The sequence below is a fragment of the Mesorhizobium sp. Z1-4 genome (genome assembly GCF_004000235.1).
In the GTDB taxonomy this organism is placed as follows: domain Bacteria; phylum Pseudomonadota; class Alphaproteobacteria; order Rhizobiales; family Rhizobiaceae; genus RCIO01.
In genome coordinates this window covers 553,357-577,298 of sequence record NZ_RCIO01000001.1, presented here as the reverse complement: position 1 = coordinate 577,298, position 23,942 = coordinate 553,357, and the positions used below count along the sequence as shown (strand labels likewise).

Annotated in this window: 23 protein-coding genes; 17 read left to right on the top strand and 6 right to left on the bottom strand. The window is 60.5% G+C overall.

Translation table 11 applies throughout. The features are described 5' to 3' along the window. Window positions 1–107 precede the first annotated feature (107 nt). The 3 genes from EP165_RS02775 (at window position 108) to EP165_RS20355 (ending at window position 1,621) form a co-directional block, all read left to right on the top strand. Entirely contained in the window at window positions 108–455 is a 348-nt protein-coding gene (locus tag EP165_RS02775) for a hypothetical protein (RefSeq protein WP_127520022.1), read from the top strand. 191 nt (window positions 456–646) lie between these two features. After that, window positions 647–1,246, top strand: a complete 600-nt coding sequence (locus tag EP165_RS20360) for a hypothetical protein (RefSeq protein ID WP_164742935.1) — start codon at window positions 647–649, stop codon at window positions 1,244–1,246. Window positions 1,247–1,300: 54 nt separating this feature from the next. Continuing rightward, window positions 1,301–1,621, top strand: a complete 321-nt coding sequence (locus EP165_RS20355) for a hypothetical protein (protein ID WP_164742934.1) — start codon at window positions 1,301–1,303, stop codon at window positions 1,619–1,621. Window positions 1,622–1,687: 66 nt separating this feature from the next. On the opposite strand, the gene EP165_RS02760 is transcribed toward EP165_RS20355, so the two are convergent. After that, a complete protein-coding gene (locus EP165_RS02760) occupies window positions 1,688–2,122 on the bottom strand; it encodes a Ros/MucR family transcriptional regulator (protein WP_127520020.1) in 435 nt (144 codons plus the stop codon). A 295-nt stretch (window positions 2,123–2,417) separates the two neighbouring features. Between EP165_RS02760 and EP165_RS02755 the strand changes: the two genes are divergently transcribed. Beyond that, window positions 2,418–2,966 carry a hypothetical protein gene (locus EP165_RS02755; RefSeq protein WP_127520019.1) on the top strand — a complete coding sequence of 183 codons (549 nt, stop codon included), beginning with the start codon at window positions 2,418–2,420 and terminating at the stop codon, window positions 2,964–2,966. After that, window positions 2,959–5,091, top strand: coding sequence for a type IV secretory system conjugative DNA transfer family protein (locus tag EP165_RS02750; RefSeq protein ID WP_127520018.1), 2,133 nt, complete (start codon window positions 2,959–2,961; stop codon window positions 5,089–5,091). Before EP165_RS02755 ends, EP165_RS02750 begins: the two co-directional genes overlap by 8 nt. Before the next feature lie 521 nt (window positions 5,092–5,612). Here the strand turns inward: EP165_RS02750 and EP165_RS02745 are convergent. Then, complete coding sequence (locus EP165_RS02745) at window positions 5,613–6,479, bottom strand: LysR family transcriptional regulator (RefSeq protein WP_127520017.1); 867 nt, start codon at window positions 6,477–6,479, stop codon at window positions 5,613–5,615. 109 nt (window positions 6,480–6,588) lie between these two features. Between EP165_RS02745 and EP165_RS02740 the strand changes: the two genes are divergently transcribed. From EP165_RS02740 to EP165_RS02715, 6 genes are all read left to right on the top strand, one after another. Further along, on the top strand, window positions 6,589–8,148 hold the full coding sequence (locus EP165_RS02740) for a proton-conducting transporter transmembrane domain-containing protein (protein WP_127520016.1): 1,560 nt from the start codon (window positions 6,589–6,591) through the stop codon (window positions 8,146–8,148). 21 nt (window positions 8,149–8,169) lie between these two features. After that, window positions 8,170–10,590 (top strand): YbcC family protein, encoded by a 2,421-nt coding sequence (locus EP165_RS02735; protein WP_127520015.1) that lies wholly within the window; start codon window positions 8,170–8,172, stop codon window positions 10,588–10,590. Next, window positions 10,587–11,489 carry a sulfate adenylyltransferase subunit CysD gene (gene cysD, locus EP165_RS02730; RefSeq protein ID WP_245439971.1) on the top strand — a complete coding sequence of 301 codons (903 nt, stop codon included), beginning with the start codon at window positions 10,587–10,589 and terminating at the stop codon, window positions 11,487–11,489. The genes EP165_RS02735 and cysD overlap by 4 nt, the downstream gene beginning before the upstream one ends. Next, window positions 11,489–12,370: a DUF6671 family protein gene (locus EP165_RS02725; protein WP_245439970.1), complete on the top strand. Its 882-nt coding sequence runs from the start codon at window positions 11,489–11,491 to the stop codon at window positions 12,368–12,370. The genes cysD and EP165_RS02725 overlap by 1 nt, the downstream gene beginning before the upstream one ends. A 25-nt stretch (window positions 12,371–12,395) precedes the next feature. Continuing rightward, entirely contained in the window at window positions 12,396–12,659 is a 264-nt protein-coding gene (locus tag EP165_RS02720; protein ID WP_127520013.1) for a hypothetical protein, read from the top strand. A gap of 278 nt (window positions 12,660–12,937) precedes the next feature. Continuing rightward, complete coding sequence (locus tag EP165_RS02715) at window positions 12,938–13,774, top strand: replication-relaxation family protein (protein WP_127520012.1); 837 nt, start codon at window positions 12,938–12,940, stop codon at window positions 13,772–13,774. A gap of 43 nt (window positions 13,775–13,817) precedes the next feature. On the opposite strand, the gene EP165_RS02710 is transcribed toward EP165_RS02715, so the two are convergent. The 4 genes from EP165_RS02710 to EP165_RS02695 form a co-directional block, all read right to left on the bottom strand. After that, window positions 13,818–14,291 carry a hypothetical protein gene (locus EP165_RS02710; protein ID WP_127520011.1) on the bottom strand — a complete coding sequence of 158 codons (474 nt, stop codon included), beginning with the start codon at window positions 14,289–14,291 and terminating at the stop codon, window positions 13,818–13,820. Beyond that, window positions 14,288–14,638 (bottom strand): helix-turn-helix domain-containing protein, encoded by a 351-nt coding sequence (locus EP165_RS02705; RefSeq protein ID WP_127520010.1) that lies wholly within the window; start codon window positions 14,636–14,638, stop codon window positions 14,288–14,290. The genes EP165_RS02710 and EP165_RS02705 overlap by 4 nt, the downstream gene beginning before the upstream one ends. A gap of 490 nt (window positions 14,639–15,128) precedes the next feature. Continuing rightward, window positions 15,129–16,682, bottom strand: coding sequence for a hydantoinase/oxoprolinase N-terminal domain-containing protein (locus tag EP165_RS02700; RefSeq protein ID WP_127520009.1), 1,554 nt, complete (start codon window positions 16,680–16,682; stop codon window positions 15,129–15,131). Further along, complete coding sequence (locus EP165_RS02695; protein WP_127520008.1) at window positions 16,679–17,758, bottom strand: S-methyl thiohydantoin desulfurase family protein; 1,080 nt, start codon at window positions 17,756–17,758, stop codon at window positions 16,679–16,681. The genes EP165_RS02700 and EP165_RS02695 overlap by 4 nt, the downstream gene beginning before the upstream one ends. A 187-nt stretch (window positions 17,759–17,945) precedes the next feature. On the opposite strand from EP165_RS02695, the gene EP165_RS02690 reads away from it, so the two are divergent. From EP165_RS02690 to EP165_RS02665, 6 genes are all read left to right on the top strand, one after another. Continuing rightward, window positions 17,946–18,866: an AroM family protein gene (locus tag EP165_RS02690; RefSeq protein WP_127520007.1), complete on the top strand. Its 921-nt coding sequence runs from the start codon at window positions 17,946–17,948 to the stop codon at window positions 18,864–18,866. 74 nt (window positions 18,867–18,940) lie between these two features. Continuing rightward, window positions 18,941–19,621 carry an AroM family protein gene (locus EP165_RS02685; RefSeq protein WP_127520006.1) on the top strand — a complete coding sequence of 227 codons (681 nt, stop codon included), beginning with the start codon at window positions 18,941–18,943 and terminating at the stop codon, window positions 19,619–19,621. Between the two features lie 562 nt (window positions 19,622–20,183). Next, complete coding sequence (locus EP165_RS02680) at window positions 20,184–21,020, top strand: ABC transporter permease (protein WP_245440052.1); 837 nt, start codon at window positions 20,184–20,186, stop codon at window positions 21,018–21,020. A gap of 4 nt (window positions 21,021–21,024) precedes the next feature. Beyond that, on the top strand, window positions 21,025–21,807 hold the full coding sequence (locus tag EP165_RS02675) for an ABC transporter permease (protein ID WP_127520004.1): 783 nt from the start codon (window positions 21,025–21,027) through the stop codon (window positions 21,805–21,807). 24 nt (window positions 21,808–21,831) lie between these two features. Further along, on the top strand, window positions 21,832–22,884 hold the full coding sequence (locus EP165_RS02670; RefSeq protein ID WP_127520003.1) for an ABC transporter substrate-binding protein: 1,053 nt from the start codon (window positions 21,832–21,834) through the stop codon (window positions 22,882–22,884). Further along, on the top strand, window positions 22,881–23,939 hold the full coding sequence (locus EP165_RS02665; protein WP_127520002.1) for an ABC transporter ATP-binding protein: 1,059 nt from the start codon (window positions 22,881–22,883) through the stop codon (window positions 23,937–23,939). The genes EP165_RS02670 and EP165_RS02665 overlap by 4 nt, the downstream gene beginning before the upstream one ends. Window positions 23,940–23,942: the final 3 nt, after the last annotated feature.

Here is a 23,942-nt window from a genome sequence, read left to right as displayed (position 1 = left end):
GATGAACGAAACAAACAGAAGCAATAGCGCTGATCACGTGCGTTTTTATTTACCAAACATTGCCGTCGTCCTCTGGCCAGCCTCACTCGCATCCAGAGGAATGAACCATGCGCCTTGCAATCGCGGCCGCCGCGCTGGCGGCTTTCACAGCATCCGCTTCCGCCAATTCTGAGATCGTCGTGGGTAAAGATACGCCGCTCTACACGATGTTCTGCGTGGAAGCCGATCCAGCGATCACGCTCATGCAGCGGCTGGTCAAAGGCGATCCGCTTACACCATCAGATTATGGCAGCATGTGCGCGCTCTATGCCGAGCGCGCGATTGTAGAGACCGTTCACAGTCGCCAGGACGATCCATTCGGCCACACCTGGACACTCGCTTCGGTGCGGCTCCCGAACGATCGCGTCGGCTATATCCTTACCAGCCTGTCGGTCGTGGAAGGCATGGAAATTTGATCGAAATACATTGCCGTCCGTCTCGGTCGGCAATGCCGTCCGCGTGATTTGCAGTTGAGATGCTGGTTATGCGATCGCGTAATTTCGCGGTCTCCGCAGCTATAGCATCCTTCTGGCTCGCCGATCTGCTGGGGCCAGCGACGTCGAATCCATGATGGTCCCTGCCACAGATTGGCTGTCGGGAGGGACCAATGGAACGATTTGATCCGCATCCGCAACGCGAGCTTGCGAGCTCAACGGCGTTGCCAACAGAAATCACGGAAGCCATTGGCGCCGTCGAAATACTGACGCGCTTTGATGTCCAGCCGGGTACTGAGGTTCCGCAGAACATATTGCGCGCCAGCGTTGTGGTATTCCATCCAGGTGCAACGCTTCAGATCGGGTCGCCGGACGATGCGTTTGTTGCCCTTTGGGCCGAACGTCTTTTCATTCAAGACGGTTCGATTGAAAGCAAGATATTGGTCCCCCGCTACGAGGTATGGTCGGGTAAGGGCGGCGCATTCGGGCAGAACGGCGCGGCGGGAACCAACAAACATCCCAATGGTTTTGACGGCGCTGACGGTGCGCCTGGCAACAACGGCAACGCCGGTAGGGAACTGCCAGCATTCGTGCTTCTTGTGGACGCGATTGACTATGGCAAGGAGCCGACGCCGGGCAAGCCGCCGGTCTCTTTTCACGCCACCGGAGTAGATGGCGGATTTGCTGGTGCGGGCGGAAACGGTGGAGCCGGTGGCCGAGGCCGTGACGGATACAAAGGCTACAGTTATGACGACGATTTCCCGATTCCCTGAAGGAGAAAATCAAGATGGCATGGGTTTGTAATTTGCCGCCAAGGAATGGCGGGAATGGCGGAAATGGCGGTCGCGGTGGAACAGGCGGCAGCGGCGGTGATGGTGGAAATGGCGGCGCCATCTGGCTTGCCGGCACAAAGCGTGCGCTTGAGAAGACCCTCGCGTTTTCGATCTACAATTTGGGTGGCGCGCCTGGTGCAGGGGGTGCTGGCGGTGCAGGTGGAAATGCAGGCGCACCGGGAGGAGCCGGTGGGTTCACGCCGGGCTGCCCGACGTCAAAAGCTGGCCACAGCGGCAGTGCCGGCACTGCGGGAGCACAGGGCAGTGACGGTCAGAAAACAGGCAACCGCGGCCCCGTCTATCTGGTTGAATTGAGTTCCATAGCGTCGATTTAAGTCGAGGTTGCCGGCCAGACCTGGGAGGGCTTTGAAGGGAAGCCGGCTACCGCTTGCCACGACCTTTGGCTGCACCCTTGCGCTTGCGACCGAGCCCCATCGACTTCGCGAGTTCTGATCGCGCTGCTGCATAGGACGGTGCAACCATCGGGTAGTCGGAGGGGAGACCCCATTTCGCACGGTATTCGTCAGGCGTCATGTCGTAGTGGACACCGAGATGCCGCTTTAGCGATTTGAACTTTTTCCCGTCCTCCAGGCAGATGATGTAGTCCTGCTGAACAGACCGCTTCACAGGCACTGCAGGTACCGGCTTTTCTGCTTCTTTCGCCGCTTCGCCATCCGACAGCTTGGTGAGTGCTGCACGCACGGTCTCGATTAGATCTGGCAGGTTCGAAGCATGAACGGGATTGTTCGACACATAGGCTGCGACGATATCGGTGACATGCTCGACCAGCTCTTCTTTGCTTATTGCTTCGGTCATTGAATGTGTCCCTTTGATGCCCCTCCAAGTGCCATACGCGGCTGAACCGACGCTGGCAACGGAGGGGGATACTGAGGGGGATACTGTATCCCCAAGCAATCGAGCGATATTAGGGTCCACACTGATGCTCATTGAAGAACATATTGGCTCATTTTTCGAAGCTGGCGTTTTGTGATTAATGCACTTGTCGTGCATCTCCACCCTGTAGTCCCTCCTCATCGTGCAAACTTCACATTGACCAAAATAGTGCGCTCGATAAATTGGACTGGGGCGCAGTATTGGGGAGGGGGCTTCTATGAAGCTTTTGTTCGGACGCGCTCAAAAAGGCGCAGTCTTTTCGCTCGTACCTTTGAGGCTGGGTACCGGCGTCATGTTCCACCTGCATGCAGAACTCGAACTGGACGAAGAGGAGAAACAACTCCTCAAGACCTACAAGTTCGAGCGGGCCGTCATTGTGGCTTCTGACATGATGGACGATCTGAAGAAGTCGATCCGTCCAGCCGCTTTGGTCGCAATCGTAGCGTTCGGCCTGGCCTGGCTCCTGATGTCGCTTGGCGCGGCCATAGCAATCGCCTTCCTCGTCTTCTGCTTGATGACCGCGGTCTATTTCAACGCAATGCGCGAACAGATCCTGGTCAGCGATTTCCTCAACGGTGGTCGCTCCTTCCCATGCGACAGCGTGGTCGAGCTGATCCACAAGGAAGCGTTCCTGGAAAACACCTGCGGCTATCTCAGGCAGGTTCTTGAAAGCGCCAAGCACTGGAACGATCGCGAGATCATTCCGATCGCCGCACTCGACAAGAAAGTGGCCAAGCTCATCGTCCTGCGTGGCTCCAGTGCCTGACCATCCGATCTATCGTGGCTTCGGTCTGCGCGGCACATTCGAGCGGCTAGCAAAACGCACGCTCGATGAGGTCGGCAAGTCCGGCGCGCGGCGAAAGATCGAAGCCATGTCGGTCCAGGCAGGGGAGCAATTGGCTGATGCCGGCTTGGACACCGAAGAAGGCATTGGGTCTTTGGCAAGACACGTTGCCATTGTCGCACTCTCGCAGTTCGCTGACGAAGATATCGACGTCACGGCCTGCGTCTACTTCGAGCCGCTGGCCGGCGCCATCTACCGTCTCATTCAGTATGAAGAGCTCTTTGTTTTGCCGGAGGTCGCCGCCGAAGGTTTGGCAGCGCGATCGGCGATCTGGGAAGCCGAAGACGGCATTCTCAAACTGGCGGCAAGGCTTGATCAGTTGGACGAGGTGGCAGGCCTGCTCGCCGGGATGGTTACTACGTTGATCGAGTCGCTGGTGATCGCGGTACCTTCGCTTCTGACGCCCACGCCGACGGATGACACTAACATCGTTTTTGACACGCCGCTTCTCGACAATGTCAACGAACTGCCAGCAGCGGTCGAGAATATGGTTCAGCTTGCCTTCGCCCCGGATTGGGCTGAGCTGGGTTTGACCGAAGCACTCAAGTCTCGGCTAGAGTTCAATTTGCTGGCTGCGTCGGGCGCAGTTCCCGGCGAAGCGTCAATCCGCGACCGCTCGGTCAAACTGCCGAGCCGCGCACCGACTATGCCACCCACTCAGCTGCTCGCCACCTATCTTGGCGGCACACCGCTACCAGCTTTGTTCGACGTCTCTGTTCCAATCGCGATTCCGCTTGAGACTCGCTTTGAACATCATCACATCGTCGCAGGTTCAGGCCACGGCAAAACACAGGCTTTACAGACGCTCATCCTCCACGACCTCGATGCTGTCGCGAAAGGCGAGGCCACCATTGTTGTCATCGACAGCCAGGCCGACCTCATCAACACAATCGCCGGCATGCAGGTCTTTGCGCCAGGTGGTCCGCTGCATGACCGCATCTGCCTGATCGATCCGACCGATGTCGAATACCCCGTAGCACTCAACCTCTTTGATGTCGGGCAAAGCCGGCTCGGTGCCTATTCGCCACTCGATCGCGAGCGGCTGACCAACTCCATCCTCGAACTCTACGACTTCGTGCTTGGGTCCTTGCTCGACGCGGGCATGACGCAGAAGCAGACGATAATCTTCCGCTACATAACCCGCCTGCTACTACACATCCCCGGCGCCACCATCCACACTTTGCGCGAGTTGCTCGAAGACGACGGCTACGATCGTTACCAGCAATACATCGCCAAGCTCACAGGCTCGGCACGTGCCTTCTTCGACAATGAGTTCCGGGGCAAGGAGTTCACCCAAACACGCCGCCAGGTTCTTCGCCGCCTCTACGGCATCCTCGAGAACCAGACCTTCGAGCGCATGTTCTCGCATCCGAAGAACAAACTCGACCTGTTCACCGAGATGAATGCCGGCAAGGTCATTTTGGTCAACACAGCAAAGGATCTGCTCAAGGAAAACGGGACCGAGATATTCGGGCGCTTCTTCATCGCCATGATCGCACAGGCGGCCCAGGAGCGGGCCATCCTGCCGAAGGCCAAACGCCTCCCGACGTTGGTTTACGTTGACGAGGCAAGCGACTACTTCGACCGCAACATCGGCCTCATCCTCAGCCAAGCGCGCAAGAACCGCGTCGGCATGATCCTGAGCCATCAATATCTTGGGCAGCTTGAGCCCAAGCTCCACGAGGCGATCTCGGCCAATACGGCCATCAAGTTCGCCGGCGGGGTATCGTCAAAGGATGCGCGCGCCTTAGCGGGTGATCTCAGGACAGACGCCGGCATGATCGAGAACCAAGATCGGCTGTCCTTCGCCGCCTTCATCAAGGGTGTGACTAAACAGGCGGTCTCTATGCGCATCGAGGCCGGGCGCATGGAGCGGGCGCGGCGCATGGACAGTGATGAACGGAGAGAGCTACGCGCCCTCATGCGAGAGAAGTATGCCGTGCATCACTCGGAGGTGGGCGAGGACAACAACGAATCTAAGTCCGGGGACGAACCGACCCCGCCGGAAGACCAACTCGACAGCGGCGAACCGATGAGATGGGACTAGTTCAGGTATTCAGTTGGCGACCTATTCTGTGGACCTTGGCACTCCTACTCGGCCATGCCGGCTGCAACGACAAGGGCAGCCGCGCGTCCCTAGCTCCTGTCTTCTATCAAGCCAGAAGCGAATGACAGCTTCGAGCCCAAAGTCGTATTTCGTATCGACAATGCGAATGGCAGCTTTGCGCCCTCCAACTCGATCGTTCATCGGCTCCGCCCGCCTGCAGAAAGCGGACACTGCGCCTGGTAGTATCAGCGTGATCGCCTTTTCGACCATTGCGATCCAGTTTGAGCTTCCTACCGCGTTCCCGGCAGCCTGATCGAGGGTTTCATGCCGCCGGAAAGCTGACAATTGCAACGTTTTCGAGCAATTCAAGTGCATGGTCGGCGCCTGAATGTATTTCTGACAACAAGCCCACTTCGAGGCTTTCAACCCGGCACTGCCGCCGTACCGATCAGAAAGCATTGCCGCCCCAATCAGACGCTTCCGACGCCCTTCTACGTTGCGGCACGAACTGAACCGCTATGCTAGATGACATCTCGTAAAAGCGGATTTGGGAATCGTCTGGCGAGCGTTACGGCATAGAAGGTCTCGCTTAGTTGCGGGAACCGGTCCGCCTCGACGAGCCGGCCGCTCTCAAGTTCGTCCTTGACGACAATGGGCGGCACGATGGCGAGCCCGGCTCCCTCGCGGGCGAGGAGGCGGATCATCGCCATGTCGTCCACCTCCGCGGCGATGCGGGGGCGGATACGTAGGCGATCGAACAGCGCGTCGATGCCGGACCGGATGCTGCTCTCGACGGTCGGCAGGATGAGTGGCTCGCGCGCGAGCAGGTCCTCGAATGCATCGTTTGCGCCGATCCGCTCTGGCGTCCCGATGAGGCTGACCGGCTGTTCGGCGATCGCATGGGATATCCACGGCGTGGCTGCGTCGCGCGGCGGCGCGATGTTCGCGAGGACCACATCGAGCCGGTGCGCTTCGAGATTCTGGAGCAGATCGCCGAGCGCTCCGGACCGGATGACCACCTCCACATCGTCGCGGCCAAGCAGTGGCTGCAGGAAACCGATCTGGAAGTTCCGCGAGAGCGTTGCCAGCGACCCGACGCGGAGCACCTGAAGCCGGCTGGATGGCCGTTCGCCGAGGGTGTTCAGAAGCTCCTCGCCGACCGCGAAGATGGCGTCGGCGTGATCGAGCGCGATGCGACCTGCCTCCGTCAGGAAGAGGGTCCGGCCGCGCCGTTCGAACAAGGGTTGGCCCAGCCGATCTTCAAGCTGCCGTATCTGCGTCGATACCGCCGACTGCGAGACGTTCAGCCGTTCGGCCGCGCGGGTCAGGTTCCCCTCGTGCGCCACGGTGTGGAAATAGCGCAGATGGTGGAAGTTCAGCTCTGCCATATCGTTCATGTAAACAGAACGACATGCCCAGAACAATGTATTTTTCTTGGTAGTAGGGCGCAGGATACAACGGAGGCAACACGGAACCGCTTTGGAAAGCATACTGCCCATGGACTATTATCTCACCCCCTTAATTGCGCCCGCGATTCTCATATTGGCGTCTCTGATCGCCTCCCTGCGACCCGGCCGGCGCCCGCCGCTCGTCCCGAAGCTCGCAGAGGGCGCGGCGCTGGTGGCGCTTGCCGCCGCGATCGCTTCGGCGGCGCTTCTGGTCGCTGAGGGCGCGCACACCGGACCGGTCTTAGGCCTCGGCGGGATCGGCCTCTCAATCCGGCTCGACGTGGTGAGCGCGACCATGCTGGTCCTAGTGGCCTTCGTCGGCTGGATCGTGCTGCGCTATTCGGCGTCCTACCTTGATGGCGAGGCGCGGCAGGGCGCGTTTCTCGGCTGGATGGCGGCGACGCTGGCCGCAGTGCTGCTGCTCGTGCAGGCGGGCAATCTCGTTCACTTCGTCCTGGCCTGGATCGCAACCAGCCTGTGCCTGCACCGGCTGCTGCTGTTCTATGGGAACCGCATCCAGGCCGTCAGGGCGGCGCGCAAGAAGTTCATCGTCGCGCGGGTTGGCGATGCGGCGCTGATCGGCGCGGCGGTTCTTCTCACCATCGGGTACGGCACGTTGGACATCGCCACCATCCTGGCCGCTGCGCGCGATGGCGTCATGCCCGCCGGCGTAACCTGGGCCGCCGGGTTGCTCGCACTTGCGGCGATGCTCAAATCGGCGCAGTTCCCAATCCATGGCTGGCTGACCGAGGTGATGGAGACGCCCACGCCAGTCTCCGCGCTGCTGCATGCCGGCGTCATCAATGGCGGCGGCTTTCTGCTGATCCGCTTCGCCGACGTGATGCTGCTCAGCCCCGGTGTGCTGGCGGTGCTGGTGATGGTCGGCGGCTTTACCGCGCTCTTCGCCGGCCTCGCCATGCTCTCCCAGTCGGCGGTCAAGAACTCGCTCGCCTGGTCGACCATCGCACAGATGGGCTTCATGATCATGCAGTGCGGCCTGGCGCTGTTCCCGCTGGCGCTTCTCCATATCGTGGCCCATTCGCTCTACAAGGCGCACGCCTTCCTCGCCTCCGGCAACGCTGTCGATCTGGTGGCGTCGATCCGCCGGCCCGGCCCGATCGCGGTCCCGAACGGCTGGGCGGTGCTGCGCGCCTTTGCGCTAGCGCTGGCGATCTACGCGGTCATCGGCTTCGGCTTCGGCCTGGAAACGAAGTCGCCGCAGGCGATCGCGCTCGGCGCGATCCTGATCTTCGGCGTCGCCTATCTCCTGGCGCAAGGGCTCGCCGACGCCGCGCCCCGGGTGCTGACCCGGCGCACCGCACTCTATGCCGTCGCCGCCTCGGTCAGCTACTTCGCGCTGCAGACCGGCGCCGAATGGCTGACCGCCGGAACGCTGCCGACGACGCCCGCGCCCGGGCCGCTCGAATGGGCGCTGATCGTGCTCGCCCTGGTCAGCTTCGGCCTTGTCGCGTTCGCGCAGGCGATGTTCCCGCTCTGGTCGAACCACCCGGCGGCGGCGGGTCTGCGCGTGCACCTGTCGAACGGCCTCTACGCCAATGCGGTGTTCGACCGTCTGGTCCGCAACTGGTCTGCCCGGCGCCCATCCTGACCCTCTGGAGACGATGAACTCATGAAAGCCGATACCAAAAACATATCCCTCGACCTCCAGGCGCTCAAAACCGCTGGCGACGCGGCAGCGCGGCAGATCCCGCCGCTCTGGCCACTCGCCTCCTATGTCGCTGTCAATCCCTTTCTGGGTCAGACAAATGGAACGCTCGCGGAGACCGGTGCGCGGCTCGCCCGCGTCGGCGGCATCCCGGTAACGATGCCACGGAGCTGGTACCTGGACCGGATCGCCGCCGCCGAAATCAAGGATGACGACCTCGCCGCGGCGCTTTCCGCCTCGCCGCATTCCCCCAAGCTGGGCCACGTCGCGGCGCTGAAGGCAGCGGCCGCTGAAGAACCTTCGGCGCTCGCCACGCTACCGACGGTCGCCGAGCTGGCGTCTAGGGCAAGTGGCATAGATTGGCCAGGCATTGTCGCCGATCGCGTCGGTGTCTGGGCGGGGGGCTATTTCGACCGCGGGCAGGCGCTGTGGGTGGCGCCGCGCGGCCGGTCGGCATGGTCCGCCTGGCGCGCCTACGCGAGCCACGATCTGACGCCCGAGATCATGGGCCTCGACGGGTTCGCGGCTTTCGTGGCGGATGCGGCGGAAAAACCGACCGAAGTGATCGCGCGCGCAGTGGAACGATTGGGCCTCGGCGAAGCAGCCCTCGCTACGTATTTCCACCAGCTGCTGTTGTCGCTCGGCGCCTGGGCGCAGTTTGCGCGCTATGAGTTGTGGCGCGCCGAACTGGCAGAGGGGTCCGATACGACGATCACCGATTTGCTGGCGATCCGGCTGCTCTGGGAAGAGGCGCTGTTCGCGCAGCACGAGACGGCCATCGGCGACGAATGGGCGGCGACGCGCACTGCCCACGAGGCGGCCATCGCGCCGACCGAGGATGGTATCGTCGACGAAATCCTGCAAGAGGCGGCGGAACGTGCTGCCCAGCGCGGCCTCGCCGACACGCTCGCCGGCCCGGCGCCCGATACCAACGAGGACCGGCCCGCGATACAGGCGGCCTTCTGCATCGACGTGCGCTCCGAGGTCTTCCGCCGCGCGCTCGAAGCGGTCGACCCGTCGACCCGCACGCTCGGCTTTGCCGGCTTCTTCGGCTTGTTCGCCAAGCATCGGCGCTTCGCCTCCGATGTCGAGGAACTGCGCCTGCCGGTGCTGTTCAACCCGACCGTGACATCCTCCTCCGGCGGCGACAACGAGGCCGACGATCTCGCAGCTCGCTACAAGGCCCGGGCGAAACGTGCGTGGGGCCGCTTCAAGCTCGCCGCCGTCTCATCCTTCGCCTTCGTCGAGGCGATGGGGCCGGTCTATATCGGCAAGCTGGTGCGCGACGGGCTCGGCCTCAGCCCGACGCCGGTTCCGAACGATCCGCCGCCGCGCTTCGACCCCGAGCTCGATCTCGAAACCCGTATCGGTGCGGCCGAGACCGTGCTCCGCGCGATGTCGCTGACCGATGGCTTCGCGCGGGTCGTGCTGCTTGCGGGCCACGGCGCCAACGTCGTCAACAACCCCCATGCGAGTGGCCTGCACTGCGGCGCCTGCGGAGGGTATTCGGGCGAGGTCAACGCGCGCCTGCTGGCCGGGCTCCTGAACGACGGCGAGGTCCGCGAAGGCCTGGTCGGGCGCGGCATCACGGTGCCAGAGGACACGCTGTTCGTCGCCGCGCTGCACGACACCACCACCGACCGGGTTACGCTCTACGATCGCGACGTCGCGGCCGACGCTCATGCTGCTGATCTCAAGCAAGTCCGACAATGGCTCGAAGCCGCCGGCAAGGTGACGCGCGGCGAACGCGCGTTGCGCCTGCCGCGCGCTGGCGACGAGCGCGATATCGGCATGCGCGCCCGCGACTGGGCCGAGGTCCGGCCCGAATGGGCGCTCGCCGGCTGCAAGGCCTTCATTGCAGCGCCACGGACCCGCACGGCCGGCCGGAGCCTCGAAGGTCGCGCCTTCCTGCACGACTATGACTGGAAGCAGGACGGTGAGCGCGGCTTCGGCGTGCTCGAACTAATCATGACCGCGCCGGTCGTCGTCGCCAGTTGGATCAGCCTGCAATATTACGGGTCAACCGTCGCGCCGGGGACCTTTGGATCGGGCAACAAGCTGCTGCACAACGTTGTCGGCGGCATCGGCGTCCTCGAGGGCAATGGCGGCAATATGCGCGCCGGGCTGCCCTGGCAGTCCGTGCATGACGGCGAAGATTACGTTCATGATCCGCTGCGCCTTTCGGTCTGCATCGAGGCGCCGCGTGAGGCGATGACCGACATCCTGGAGCGCCACGAAGGGGTGCGCGCCCTGTTCGACAATCGCTGGCTCCACCTCTTCGCGATGGACGGCGAAGGCCGGCTCGCCTGGCGCTATGCAGGCGATCTTGAATGGGAGCCGGTCGAACCCGCAACCGTCGCCCGTCGGCTCAAGGCGGTCGCGTGACGGCGACGCAGACAGAATCGCGCCTTTCGCATCTCGACGGGCTCGAGGCGGAGGCGATCCATATCCTGCGCGAGGGCGTCGCCGAAGGCCGCAACCCGGTGATGCGGCTCTCGGCGGGGAAGGACTCGACAGTTCTCGCGCACCTGGCGGTGCGCGCCTTCTATCCGTCGCCGCCCCTTTTTCCGCTGCTCCATGTCGGTGCGCCCTGGGAGTTTCGCTCGCTGCTTGCATTCCGCGACGCCTTCGCGGAACGGCACGGGTTAGAACTCGTCGTCTACGCCAACGAGGCGGGCCGTGCGGCCGGTCTGAACCCGTTCGAGCATGGCGACACCTACACGTCCGCCAAGCGCACCGACGCGCTGAAGCAGGCGCTCGATCGCGGCGGCAACGACATCGTCTTCGGCGGCGCGCGTCGTGACGAGGAGAAGTCGCGGGCCAAGGAACGCATCTTCTCGGTGCGCAACGAACATCATGGCTGGGAGCTGCGCCAGCAGCGCCCCGAACTTTGGCGAATCTTCAACACGCGGCTCAGCAAGGGCCAGTCGTTGCGGGTCTTCCCGCTGTCAAACTGGACCGAAACGGACATCTGGACCTACGCGCTCGCGCCGCTCTACTTTGCCGAACCACGGCCAGTGATCGAGCGCGACGGCGCGCTGATCGTCGTCGACAAGCCCGCCCGCCTGCCATTGCAGCCCGGCGAAAACGCCACAACTGAAACCGTGCGATTTCGGACGCTCGGCTGCTGGCTGGTCACCGCAGCGATTCGCTCGGAGGCCCGTGACCTCGCATCCGTCGTCCGCGAGACGCTGACCGCCGGCGCCTCGGAGCGTGAGGGCCGGCCGTCGGACCGTGACGGCGCCCGCTCGCTTGAGCGCCAGAAACGTAAGGGCTATTTCTGATGGCGGTCGCGCAGATGGAAATTGCGTCTCAATTCTCCGTTGCATACAAGCGCGCGATCCTCGCCACCATGCATGATAAGGAGCGGGTCATCCGCCCGCTGCTTGAAGGCGGGTTGGGCCTCCAGATCGTCTTGCCGGCGGGGTTCGATACCGACCGGTTCGGCACCTTCAGTCGCGAGATCGAGCGGACCGGCAGCCAGCTTGGCGCGGCGCGCGCCAAGATCGAGGCCTCATTCGAACATGACCGACAAGCGCAAGTCGCAATCGCCAGCGAGGGCAGCTTTGGACCGCATCCCTTCATCCCGTTCGTACCACTCGGACGCGAGATCGTTGTTCTTCGAGACCGCGAGTCAGGTCTTGAACTGATCGGCCATCACGCCGACCTGTCGACGAACTTTTCCCACGAGACAGTCAAGACCGTCGAGGCCGCGAGGGTTTTCGCCGAGAGGATTGGCTTTCCCCAGCATGGCCTGATCGTTATCGGCCTGTCGGACGCAAATCCGGCGCCGGAGAAATACCTTCGCAAGGACACTTGGACCTTCCCTGAGTTGAGCCAGAGCGTGTCGGAGGCGCTAGCGCTGTGCGGCGCGGCGCATGTCGAAACCGATATGCGCGCGCACCGCAACCCGACCCGGATGCGCGCGATCAAGCGCGCGACAATCGATCTTGTGCGGTGCTACCGCAGCGCTTGTCCGCGCTGCACGCGCCCTGGCTTCGCGGTCACCGAACGTCTCGACGGACTGCCCTGCGCCTGGTGCGGAGAGCCGACTCACGCGCTGCGCGCGGAGGTGTCGACCTGTTCGGGGTGCGGGCATCGTATCGAGCGGCCCGCTGAACCGAGAACCGCAGATCCTGGGCAGTGTCTGGGCTGCAATCCATGATGCACGATCCTACGGAGGGAACGGGATGGCCAGAAATCAGTCGCTTGCAGGGTACTTGAAAGATGCGGATGATCGCATCGAGTGGGTACTGTCGCATCCAAAAATGAGCGACTGGCTTAAAGATGCATTGCGCGGTGCGCGCAAGCGCGATCCAGAAGATTTGCTCAACGACCTGGCGGTGCTCGATCAACTCTTGAAAAGACGCGCTGAAGCTCAGATCGAGATTTCCTTGTCCCGCTTGAGTCACTCATCCGGTGAACCGATGGAGCCCGGAGGATGGCCGCGATAAATCCTGGACGCTTGAGCCCATTATCGGTCTGAAAGCTGCCAGTCCGTGATCGGCCCCATTGCCGACATCGCGTCGGGCAAGAACAATGGTAGCTTTGTCCGCATTGCCGCCGTTGGCATCCTAGAGCTTCAGTATCAACATCCGACCCCGGCCAAGACATCGGTCGCACTCAGGAAAAATGTGATCGCTGAATATTCCTGTCCAACTCGGCGCCTCACCGACCTTTGTGCCACATAGCGCACGTTGACCCAACTCTGCTGATGCCCTGATCGTGCAGTATGCAGAAATTGGCCAAAGATAGCATCGGTCGCCGGACCCGCTTTCGTCGCGTGGCGAGGGGCAAGCGGCTATTCTTTACTGAGCGTGATCTTGCCATCCTGCAATTGCTGCACCGCTACCGATATCTGCGGGCTACGCAGCTCGCTTCACTACTCCAACCCCAGTCCCAAAACCGGTTCATCGAGCGCCTGGGCGATCTCTATCATGAGGCTGGGTTGATCAACCGGCCGACGGCTCAATGGCGTCGGTTCGACGCACGCTATCAGCCGATCGTGTACGAACTCTCCTCAAAGGGATTGGCTTTGCTCTATAGTCAGGGAGAACCACCGCCACGCGCCGTTACCTTTTCGGTTGGCGCAAAGGTAAGCCCCGCACCACAGTTCGAGCATGCCATGATGATCGTCGACGCGCTGGTAGAGGCTGAATTGGAGACGCGGAAAGCGCCGGGTCAGCGTTTCGTGCCGGTCGATGAGATATTGGAACGACTGCCAGCACGCTCAGCGGATCGAGGTGCACCAAGGCATCCGCTCGCCGCTCCGGTAACGATCCGGCCCAACCCGCATATGCCATCTGCTACGAAGCCGATGGCAACGCACCTGATCCCAGACGCACTGTACGGCATTGAGCACCTGATTGATGGAGAGAAACGATATCGTTTCTACGCGCTCGAATGCGAATTCAAGAATCCACATCGGAGATCGACAACACGCTTATCCAGCACTGCTCTGAAGCGTGCCGCATATGAAGCATTCATCGCCGAGCGGGGATTTCGCAAAGCATGGGGCATCCCAAACCTTGAGGTGCGGGTGATCAAGCGAGGCGATTGCGCCCACTAACAAAAAGCGGCGCCTGAAGACGCCGCTCGAGGTGCTACTATGGTCACGGCTTCTTGGGCTCTGGATGAGGATCGACGACCTCTAACGCTAGCGCCAGCGCTTCGAAGATCGTGATGTTCTTCGGCTCAGGATCCCAGAGCCGCCGAGCCTTGGGCACCCACCGCTGTAGTTCTGGGAACCGCGTTGCGAGAGCCTTTGCCTCAGAATATTTGTTTGGGAACCGACGCCGTTTCTCCACTTCGATGTCGATCAGGTCCTGCTGCTCCGCAACTCGTGCAATGGCTTCCATATTTGCACCGGCTTGCCGGCCTTTCCGGTAGCCCTTGCCGCGTCGTTGGATAACCAGAACGTCCGGCTGCATCTGCGCTATCCATCCTCTGGCATGGCTCGCCGCATCGCTCGGCGAGTAGCTGGCTGAATAGGAAACATGCCAATAGCGGAGTTGCTTGCCGACAAGAAACACATAGGCGATCCGCCCGGTACCAGCGGCAATACCCAGTACTTTGGCCCGTCTCATACCGTCCGGTTGGCTACCATTTCTAATCGGCGGGATAGATCGGAAAGCCTGTGGGCCCGGTTGAAGCCTGGCTTCTCGCCTGTGCTCGCCGCAGCCGGCAGTCTTTGAAGCCGTTCGACTAAACTATCGACCGTCTCATCAAGGAAGCCGGCAAGAAGCGCATCAAGCGACTTGCCGTAGATGAGCGAGAGCGCGACCAGTTGATCGGCGGTTGGCAGGAGACGACCTTTCTCCATATCGCAAATGCGCGCCCGCTCGATCCCCAATAAATGCGCCACGTCGGCCTGCAAGAGGCCAGCCTTTCGGCGCCACGCCCTGAGGTCCAGGGCAATGCTTTGGTTCTTCATAGTTGTGAAAAGAACTTAGGCTGATAAACGCACCAGCCGATCCGTCCCGGACCACGCATCGGACCTCGTGCCGCGATCGCCGGTTTTCAACTTCGGACAACTGCAACGATGTGGGTACGAACGGCAAATGGTACTACTCGAGCATAACCGCTGCGCATGAGCGGCAATAGGCACCCAAAGTTGCAGCATCAGCCTGCGCATGTGGATAAGCACTGCACGGCCGGTTTTGTATCGAGGGGGCTTTTCACGGATGGGAAGATCAAATTCCATTGCCACCGGACGAGGGCCCACTATATCTTCCGCCATGGTGGAGCCATGGTTGCTGAGATTGGCCCGCCAAAAAAAGGCGGCGACTGCGTTGCTTGAAGTCAAGCAACGTTCGCTACGGCGGCATCCACCGCGGTAGTTAGGCTTGCGCAGGCTGCTGGCGGTAGAGCACCGGAACTGTTGTTGTACCGCCGAGCATGCGCCTATGACAACTCGTTGCTGGTCATGCCCCATAAGCGATATCGCCGACCACGCGCACCCGAACCCTGCGGGAGCCGCCGGGTAAGTAGGCTAGCGGAATATCTTCAACCTCGATCGTCTTGAGGCTGTCTGGTCGCGCACCTGCCTCGCGCGCACGGCTTTTTGCGATATTTTCTGCTTCAGCGAGGGCTACATCGCGAGACACGCCGCTGAAGACTTGATCGATCTCGCCTGAGACTTGCGCCATTGCCGCGCCGATGGCGTTTGCTACATCCGAGTGTTCGACCCTTAAAACTCTCGCGACGCCCGCGAGCTTGTCGGGCACCAAGAAGGCCCCGCCGCCGACAGCGATCAGATCGACCGGGTCGGCCGAGGTCTTCATCCGGTCGATGTTCTCTTCCAACATCGTGACCGTTCGGTCTAATAGATGCCGCACCAGCCCAGAATCAAGCTTGCGTACGCGCCTGCGATCGCCGAAGTCGGCGCGTTCGGCCGCCACCGCGAGATCGCTCGCTGTGAGGATTGTGCCACCGAACACGAGGGCCTCATCAGTGATCCGATAGCCCACACTGCGTGGACCGATGCGTCCGGTTTCTAGGTCGACGATGGAGCCGCCGCCGAGTCCAATCGGGAGAAGGTCTGGCATCCGAAACAGCGTCCGGACCCCGCCCACTTCGACTATGTTGTTCGCCTCTCGAGGGAAGCCGTTGACTAGGCAGCCAATGTCGGTGGTCGTCCCCCCAACGTCGGCGACGATCGCATCCTGCAGACCAGTCAGCAGGGCCGCGCCTCGCATTGAGTTCGTTGGTCCAGAGGCAAAGGAGTAAACCGGGCTTTGCGCTGCGACTTCGGCTATGACCACAGTGCCATCGTTCTGGGTCAAATAAAACGGCGTGTCGATCCCCGCTTCTGACAAGGCCTTTCCGAAGGCATCGACGGTCTTCCGGCCGATGGCCTGCAGCGCGGCATTCAACATGGCGACATTCTCGCGCTCGAGCAGACCGATCCGTCCGAGCGTGTTGGATAGGGTGATGCGAACGTCCGGGACAATCGACCGGACGATGTCAGCGGCTTCTTCTTCGCACGCGGTCGTCAGTGGCGAGAACAGCGCAACGATCGCGACGCTCTTAATGCCAGCATCCGCGATCCGGTAGGCAGCCTTGGCAATCGCCTTACGATCCAGCGGTACCAGCGGCCTGCCGTCGTATTCGTGCCCGCCATCGACCATGAATATCATTGGGTTCACCGTCTCCCGGATGTCGGCTGGCCAGTCGACCCCGGGCGGCAGTGAGGCGGCGGCCGGCAGCGATATCCGGATCACCGCAATCCGCTCGAGGTTAGCACGTTCGACCACTGCATTGGTGAAATGTGTAGTACCTAGCATCACCGCATCAACGGTCTGCCCTCGGCTGCCGCCGGAGCTCGGATCACGCTCCATCAAGCCGCGCGTCGCGTTGACGACACCGGTCATCACGTCCGCGGTAGTCGGGACCTTCATCGAAGCGATAATGCGTGTCCCGTCGATCAAGACGGCATCAGTGTTGGTGCCGCCGACGTCAATTCCGATGCGTTTCATTGTGAAAATACCGATCTGTAATCGAAGTCGTAGCCGAAAGCGCGGGGACCGACGTTCTCAAGCCCCTGCGTAGTTCTCAAGATATCGGGCGAGGGCAGCACAACGACGGTCACGCGTTGACCGTACCGGACGGTCTCCGTTCCGATCGCCTCGCCGCTATCAGTGTCGAGGACACAGATCAGATCGGGCGACATCGCTAGAGGTTCGTCATTCCCTAGCGCCACCAGCCATTCGTTCTGGAACTCTAAAACGAATCGTTGTCCCTGACTTTCACCGAGCCCTGCGAATTGAGCGCTGCCCCTAAGGAATCCCCCGGTGGTGATGCGGTCCACGTCAGTCACCTTCCCGGCGAAAAGTTGGATGCCGCCTTCCTGGTCGAGAATTGATGTGATCGGATTAGCGTGAACGCGGCGCGCCTTGAGAACGGCCTCTCCGATCCCGATCGCCTTGGTTACGGTGTGGAGGATTCCCCACTCCTTCACTTCCGCCCCGGTCCGCGGCGCTTTACAGGTCGCGGCAATGGAACCAACTTCGGTGGTGATCTTTCGCGAAATCCTTTCCATCCAGATCCAGGAGGGCACCTTGGATACGATGGCCTCGTTGTCGCGGCAATCGACAAGGCTTAGCGGATACATTTTTAGGTTGCCGATCGCGAAACTGGTGTTCTGCGCCTCGGGAAAGGCGCGTCCCATCGCGTCGGCATCCACCACCGGCAGGTCCAGTAACGCGGCAGCGAGGAAGGGCGAGAAGGCGTTTCCGCCGCCTATCTCGACAGCCATGATTGCCGCGAACCGTTGGCCAAGGTACTCCTCCATCAACCTGACCGCACGGGCGAGGTACGTTGGGTCGACAAGCCGTTCCTGCGCGACCAAAGGTGCTCCCATCTGTGAAACGACGGCGACGATGTCGTCATCGGCCAAGTCTTCAGGCTGGATCAGTCGGCAACGCTTCCCCTGCGCATAAAGGTGCTTGAGGTTGAGTTGCGCGAGATAAGGACTTCCTCCTCCACCGGTACCGAGAATCCAGGCACCTATGGCCAGGGCGTCGATGCTTTCTTTGGGGAATACTTCTGCCATCTCTGCCTCCGCGTAACACGTGCGACGCTACCTCAGCGACCATGTGGCGTGTATAAGGGTGTGCCCCTAGGCGTATGACAATGTTGTTCGTGCCGCGGAGTTGTGAGAGGCTCTTGAATGACGGCAGCGCTGGCTCAGACAATGCGAGGTTGTTGCCAAGCGGAGAAGACAGTTCCGAGGAGCTGCATTGCGAAACGAAGAGCGGCCCCCGCGGATACTGTTCATCACACTCGGTCAGTCGCCGCGGCAGGACCTTCTGCCTGATCTCCGAGACGGGTTGGGGGTGCAGGCAACAATATCCGAGATCGGGCTTCTAGACAGTTTGAGCGACTCCGAGATCGGGGAGTTCCTGACGGAGACGGGACACGCGACTGTGGTCGCGCGGCTCGCGAGCGGATCGTGGGTCAACTTGTCGCGACGCAAGATCAGCAAACTCGTCGACGATCGGCTCGCAGCTATAGCCAAAAGTGATTTCGAGCTAGTGGTGCTGATGTCGACCGGGATATTTCGCGAATTCGAAAGCACCTGCCCAACCGTGAACGCACAGCGCGCTCTTGATGCCGCAGTAATTTCTTTGGCTGCCGAGGGCGATACGGTTGGGATCGTGTTTCCCCTCGAACGCCAGATTGATGAAGTGGAGATGCCGGCGCTGTCGCTGTTCGATACGCGATATGCTTACGCAGCACATCAGGACATTGAAGAGCTAACCAAGGCGGCGGTCTCGCTCAAGGATTGCGCCTATATAGTGCTGAATTCGGTGGGCTACAGAGAATCAGACCGGTTAACTATCGCCCAGCTGACCGGCAAACCGGTCATTCTGCCACGCCGGATCGTGATGAACTCAATTCGGTTGATCTTGGGCAGTCTTGCTCTGTCACCGGTCGCTGGCCAGATGGCTGGCCTCCCCTCGCGATTGGAAAACCTCACAGCGCGCGAGCGTCAGGTTATGTCACTTGTTTGCGAAGGACTGTCGAATAAAGCGATAGCAAGGCAACTCGACATCAGTCACAAGACCGTCGAAATCCATCGGTCGAACATCCTACGGAAAATGCAGGTACCCTCGTCCGGGGCACTCATCAGGTTGATCGTCAAGGCAGGCTATGATTGACGCTAGGGGTTTGCCCGTATTGCGTGGTTTGGTCAGGTATCTAGGGTGGAGCCACGTCGTGGTTTGGAGTCGACATGCCCCCTGTCCTTCGCATCGCATTCGTTACGATCGGCTACAGCCCGAGACCAGACATCGTCCCCGAGATGGTCTCAGATATCATCGGAGGTCGCTCGCCCGAATGTATCGAAATCGCGGAGTTCGGCGTACTTGACGGACTAGAAGGCGTGGCTCTGGACGCAATGAAGGCCGCTCCCGGAGAACCGGAGTTCGCCACCCGGTGTTTTGACGGAAAAGAGATTTCAGTCTCGGTCGATCGCACTGAACGCCGCCTAGCCGACCTGCTTTCACGGGTCGATACATTGGGTTTCAACCTGATCGTCCTTTTGTGCACCGGAACGCGCATAAATCCACCCGCGAACACGCCCATCATTGAAGCCCAGCGGGTCGTAAACAGCGCAATTGACGCCCTTAGAGCGGAAAACATCCCCCTCGGTATTTTGGTCCCATACCAAAACCAGATCGAGTCGCTGTTCGGGCAGAGCTCCCAAGCTGGGAATACGCGCTTTGTAGCCGCTTCGCCCTATGACAGTGCGTCGCTTGTGTCGCGCGTCGGTTCAATTGCGGACTGCAAGGTGACCGTGATGCACTGCATGGGCTACTCGCGAGCGATGCGAGACGAACTACGAGCCGCCCTACCTAACCACGTGCTGCACGCGCGGGGATTGGTCGCGAGTTTCGTCCGGCAATTCCTCTAGTCGCGCCGGGCGAAATATACAACGAACAGTAGCAGGCCATGGCGACAAGAAGGCAGGAGTAGGTCGCAGGTCGACCTCAGGAAGCTTCGATTAGGCGAAAGAGGAGAGTCAGCGGAGTAGCGCAACGGATGCGGTCGACATGGCGGCTGCGTCATTTGGATCACCCTTCCGTTACAGCACCTTCGCGGGAACGCTACCTAGGGGTTCACCCGTATTGTGCGAAGTCGCAAAGCGCATAGGCTGAAGGCCAATCGGAGCGCATGAATGCGATGACCCACGCCTACAAAGTTACTCTTGACAGGCTTTTCGCCTCACTAAAGGGCCAGGTTCAACAAGTTACAACCTGGCAAGGGTGCGTCTTTGGTCTGGTCCGAAGCATAGGGTCGGAACCCGCCGACATCGGGTCTAACTCCGAGCCATGTGCGGAGGTTCAGAGAGGCGCGGGTCGCATCGGCAACCTAGTCTTCGACCGGAGACTGTCAGCATGACGTCGACCTTGGCATCCAATTCTGAGACGGAACGCCAGGTAGGTGGGTCTGGGGCTGGTTGGGTCGCACGCAACATGCTCGGTCTCCTCATCGTGCCGTGTGCCTTACTGTTCTCACTATTTTTTGTCCTGCCGATAGGTCTCATGGCCCTCATGAGCTTCCTAACCGGTAACCCAGTAGTCGATGAGGATGTGTCCTTTACGGTTCGTAACTACGTCCGATTTGCCGGGGACTGGTACAATTGGGAGGTGCTCTGGGCGACCTTGCGCATCGGCCTTTGGACCACGGTTGCTGCGCTCGCTATCGGGTACCCGATCGCGCATCTGATGGCCCGTGTCCACAGCCGAGCGCTGCATGCGATCCTGCTTATGGCCGTCCTAACTCCGATGCTAACAGGTATCGTAGTTCGGACCTTTGCCTGGATGACGCTTCTGGCGGACAACGGTGTAATCAACCAGACGCTCAGCTGGTTGGGCTGGATAGAGCTACCTCTGCCGCTCATGTACAACGAGTTCGGCATTATCGTGGGCCTCACCCACATCTTCATACCCTACATGGTTTTGACATTGACGGGTGTCATCGGACGCATCGATGTCGGCCTGGAGCATGCGGCGGTGAGCCTGGGTGCAACGCCGTTCCGCGCGTTTCTAGAGGTGACCCTTCCATTGTCGCTGCCGGGAATCATCGCAGGATCCCTGCTTGTCTTTTCTCTCGCGATTTCCAGCTACGTGACACCAATCTTAATGGGAGGCTTCCAGGTAACGACCCTGCCCGTGATGATCTATCAGCAGGTGTCGTCCTCGTTCAACGTCAGCTACGCCGCCGCTCTCGGCATGATTCTTCTGGTGATCTCGCTTCTTCTAGTGGGTGCCTACAACCGCACCATCATGTCTGTCACGGGAGGCAGGTGAGCAGATGGGACGGTTTCTCTATAAAGCGATCAACGTTCTGACGATGTTCTTTTTGCTGGCTCCGATTGCCATCGTCTTCGTCTTCGCGCTCAATCCCGCCCCCTACATCAACTTCCCGCCCGAGGGCGTATCGCTGATCTGGTTTCGGGAATTCTTCGCTTCGTCTGATTTCACTCAGGCCCTCATCCTGAGCCTTGAAGTAGCTGCCTACACAACAGTACTAGCGGTGTTCTTTGGCGCCACTGCGGCCCTAGCGCTGGCGCGCGGCAACCTGCCCGGCGCTTCCACCATTACGGCTTTCGTTCTCTCCCCGCTGATGCTGCCCGCGATCCTGACAGGGCTCGCTCTGTTCCAGACCTATGTGTTGATTGATGTCGGCCGGCCGCTCTGGGGGCTCGTGATGGGGCATACCATAATCACAACGCCCTATGTTGTGCGCACCACTCTGGCGGTACTTGCGAACTTCGATACACGGCTTGAAGAGGCCGCAACCAATCTCGGTGCATCACCCCCGAGGGTCTTCTTCGAGATAACCCTGCCGCTGATAAAGCCCGGTGTTATCGCCGGTGGAATATTCGCCTTCATCGTGTCGTTCGACCAATTTCCGGTTTCACTCTTCCTCGTCGGCCCGGGAACCGAGACACTCCCAATCACGCTGTTCAACTACCTCCGCTTCGCTCTCGACGGAACGATCGCGGCCGCATCCATCGTTTCAATCCTGCTCGCGATTGTGGTGGTGATCGGTCTCGACCGAACTGTCGGGTTGCGGACTTATGCAAAACTTTAGCCCACCAACCAACAGGAGAAAAAAATGTTGGAAAAGAAAGTGACCAGACGCACGCTGTTGTCGACCGGTGTGGCCGCCGGCGCGATGGTGTTAGCCACTCCATACATCGCAAATGCCCAGGCTGTGACGCTGAACGTCACTGGCTGGGGCGGCAAATGGGGTGACGAGTTCGACAAGAATCTGACTGCGATGTTTGAGGCCGAAACTGGCGGCAAGCTGCAGCGCGATACGAGCTTCCCATTTCTGCCCAAGTTGCAGGCAAGTTCGCGCAGCGACCCGATCTACGACGTACTTCATACCAACAACAACGAACAGTGGGCCGCTGCGGAGATGGGGCTGATAGAGCCTGTGGTGCCGGCGGACCAAGTCCCGAATATGGCCGACCTATATGATTACGCGAAGAGCGACAAAGTCGCAGGCGTCGTTATGTTCACTTCTGCCATTGGGCTCGGCTACCGCAAGGATTTAGTCTCGGCACCGCCGGCGTCATGGACCGACTTGTGGCTTGAGCAATACGCCGACAGGCGCGGCGCGTATGTGATCTCGGTCAACAGCCTTGGTCAGGCTTTCCTGACCATGACGGCCTCGATATACGGATCAGGTCCAGATGATCTCGAAGCGGCCTATGCCGCGCTAGAGAAGTTGAAACCCGTCAAACTCGTGGACTTCACCGGCTCGATGGAAAAGATGCTCCTCGGCGGGGAGGTCTCGCTCGGAATCATCCATGACAGTGGTGTGTTCCGGAATCTCGAAGCAAATCCCGACCTTGAATTCGCCTCTCCCAAGGAGGGTGTGCTCGCGCTGGAACAGGTTCTAAGCGTGACCGCGGGCACAAAGAAGAAGGAGCTGGCATATGCATACATCGATTTCATGCTGCGTCCTGACGTGCAGAAGACCATGGCTGAAGCCGTTTGGTATTCACCCGCCAACAGCAAGGTTGTTCTCGAAGACCAATTCCAGAACCGTCTGCTGACGACACCTGAAAAAGTGGCGACGCTCGTTCAGGTCGACTGGAAATGGTACAATGCCAACAAGGATGCCATTGACGCGCGCGTAGCCCGGATTTTCCGTGCATGAGCGCAAGCATCAGCCTAAGAAAGGCAACCAAGGTTTTCGACGGCGCCGTCCGCGCCGTCGATAACATCGACATCCGGATCGAGGCAGGAGAGTTCTTCTCTCTTCTCGGCCCCTCCGGATGCGGCAAGACCACGACACTGAGGCTGATCGCAGGTTTCGATGCGCCGAGTTCGGGCCAGATTCTGCTGGGCGAACGCGACATCACCGGAGTTCCGGCTCACAAACGCGACATGGGCATGGTATTCCAGAATTACGCCCTGTTTCCGCATCGGTCGGTTAAGCAAAACGTGGGATTTGGCCTGCGGATGCGCGGCATGCAAAAGGCCGAGATTGACCGCAAGGTGGCTTGGGCGCTCGAGCTGGTCTCGCTTGGAGGATACGGCGAGCGCCGCCCAGACCAATTGTCGGGCGGGCAGCAGCAACGCGTGGCCCTCGCGCGAGCCATTGTGATCGAGCCCGCCGTACTACTGTGTGACGAACCGCTCGGCGCGCTCGACAAAAAACTGCGCCAGCAAATGCAGTTCGAACTCAAAGAGCTCCAGCGAACACTAGGCCTAACGACGGTCTTCGTGACGCACGACCAGGAAGAAGCCATGGCGATGTCTGACCGCCTAGCGGTGATGAATGAAGGCAAGGTAGAGCAGATAGGAAAACCCGCCGAAATCTATAACGCACCGCACAGCCGCTTCGTGGCCGATTTCATCGGTGACGCCAACGTCCTGACTTGCACACCATCGGCTGTCAGTGGCGCATGGGAGCTGGACGACGGTACACCGATCGAGCCTCCTCTGGGAGTTGACCAGGCCTGCACTGTGGCGCTGCGCCCCGAGCGGGTGACAGTCCGCCCTGCCGACGCAGCCCGGGACGGAATTCCAGGCAAAATCGAAAATGTGAATTTCCTCGGCGGATCGGTTCTCTACCGGGTCCGGATCGGACGCGCTGGCCAGCGTGTCCTTGCACAGGTCTCTAATCGGTCCGAAGTCCCTGTGATGGACGTCGGCACCTCTGTGTCTTTGTCCTGGGCGCAGTCAGATCTCGTTGTTTTGAAGGAGTGACAA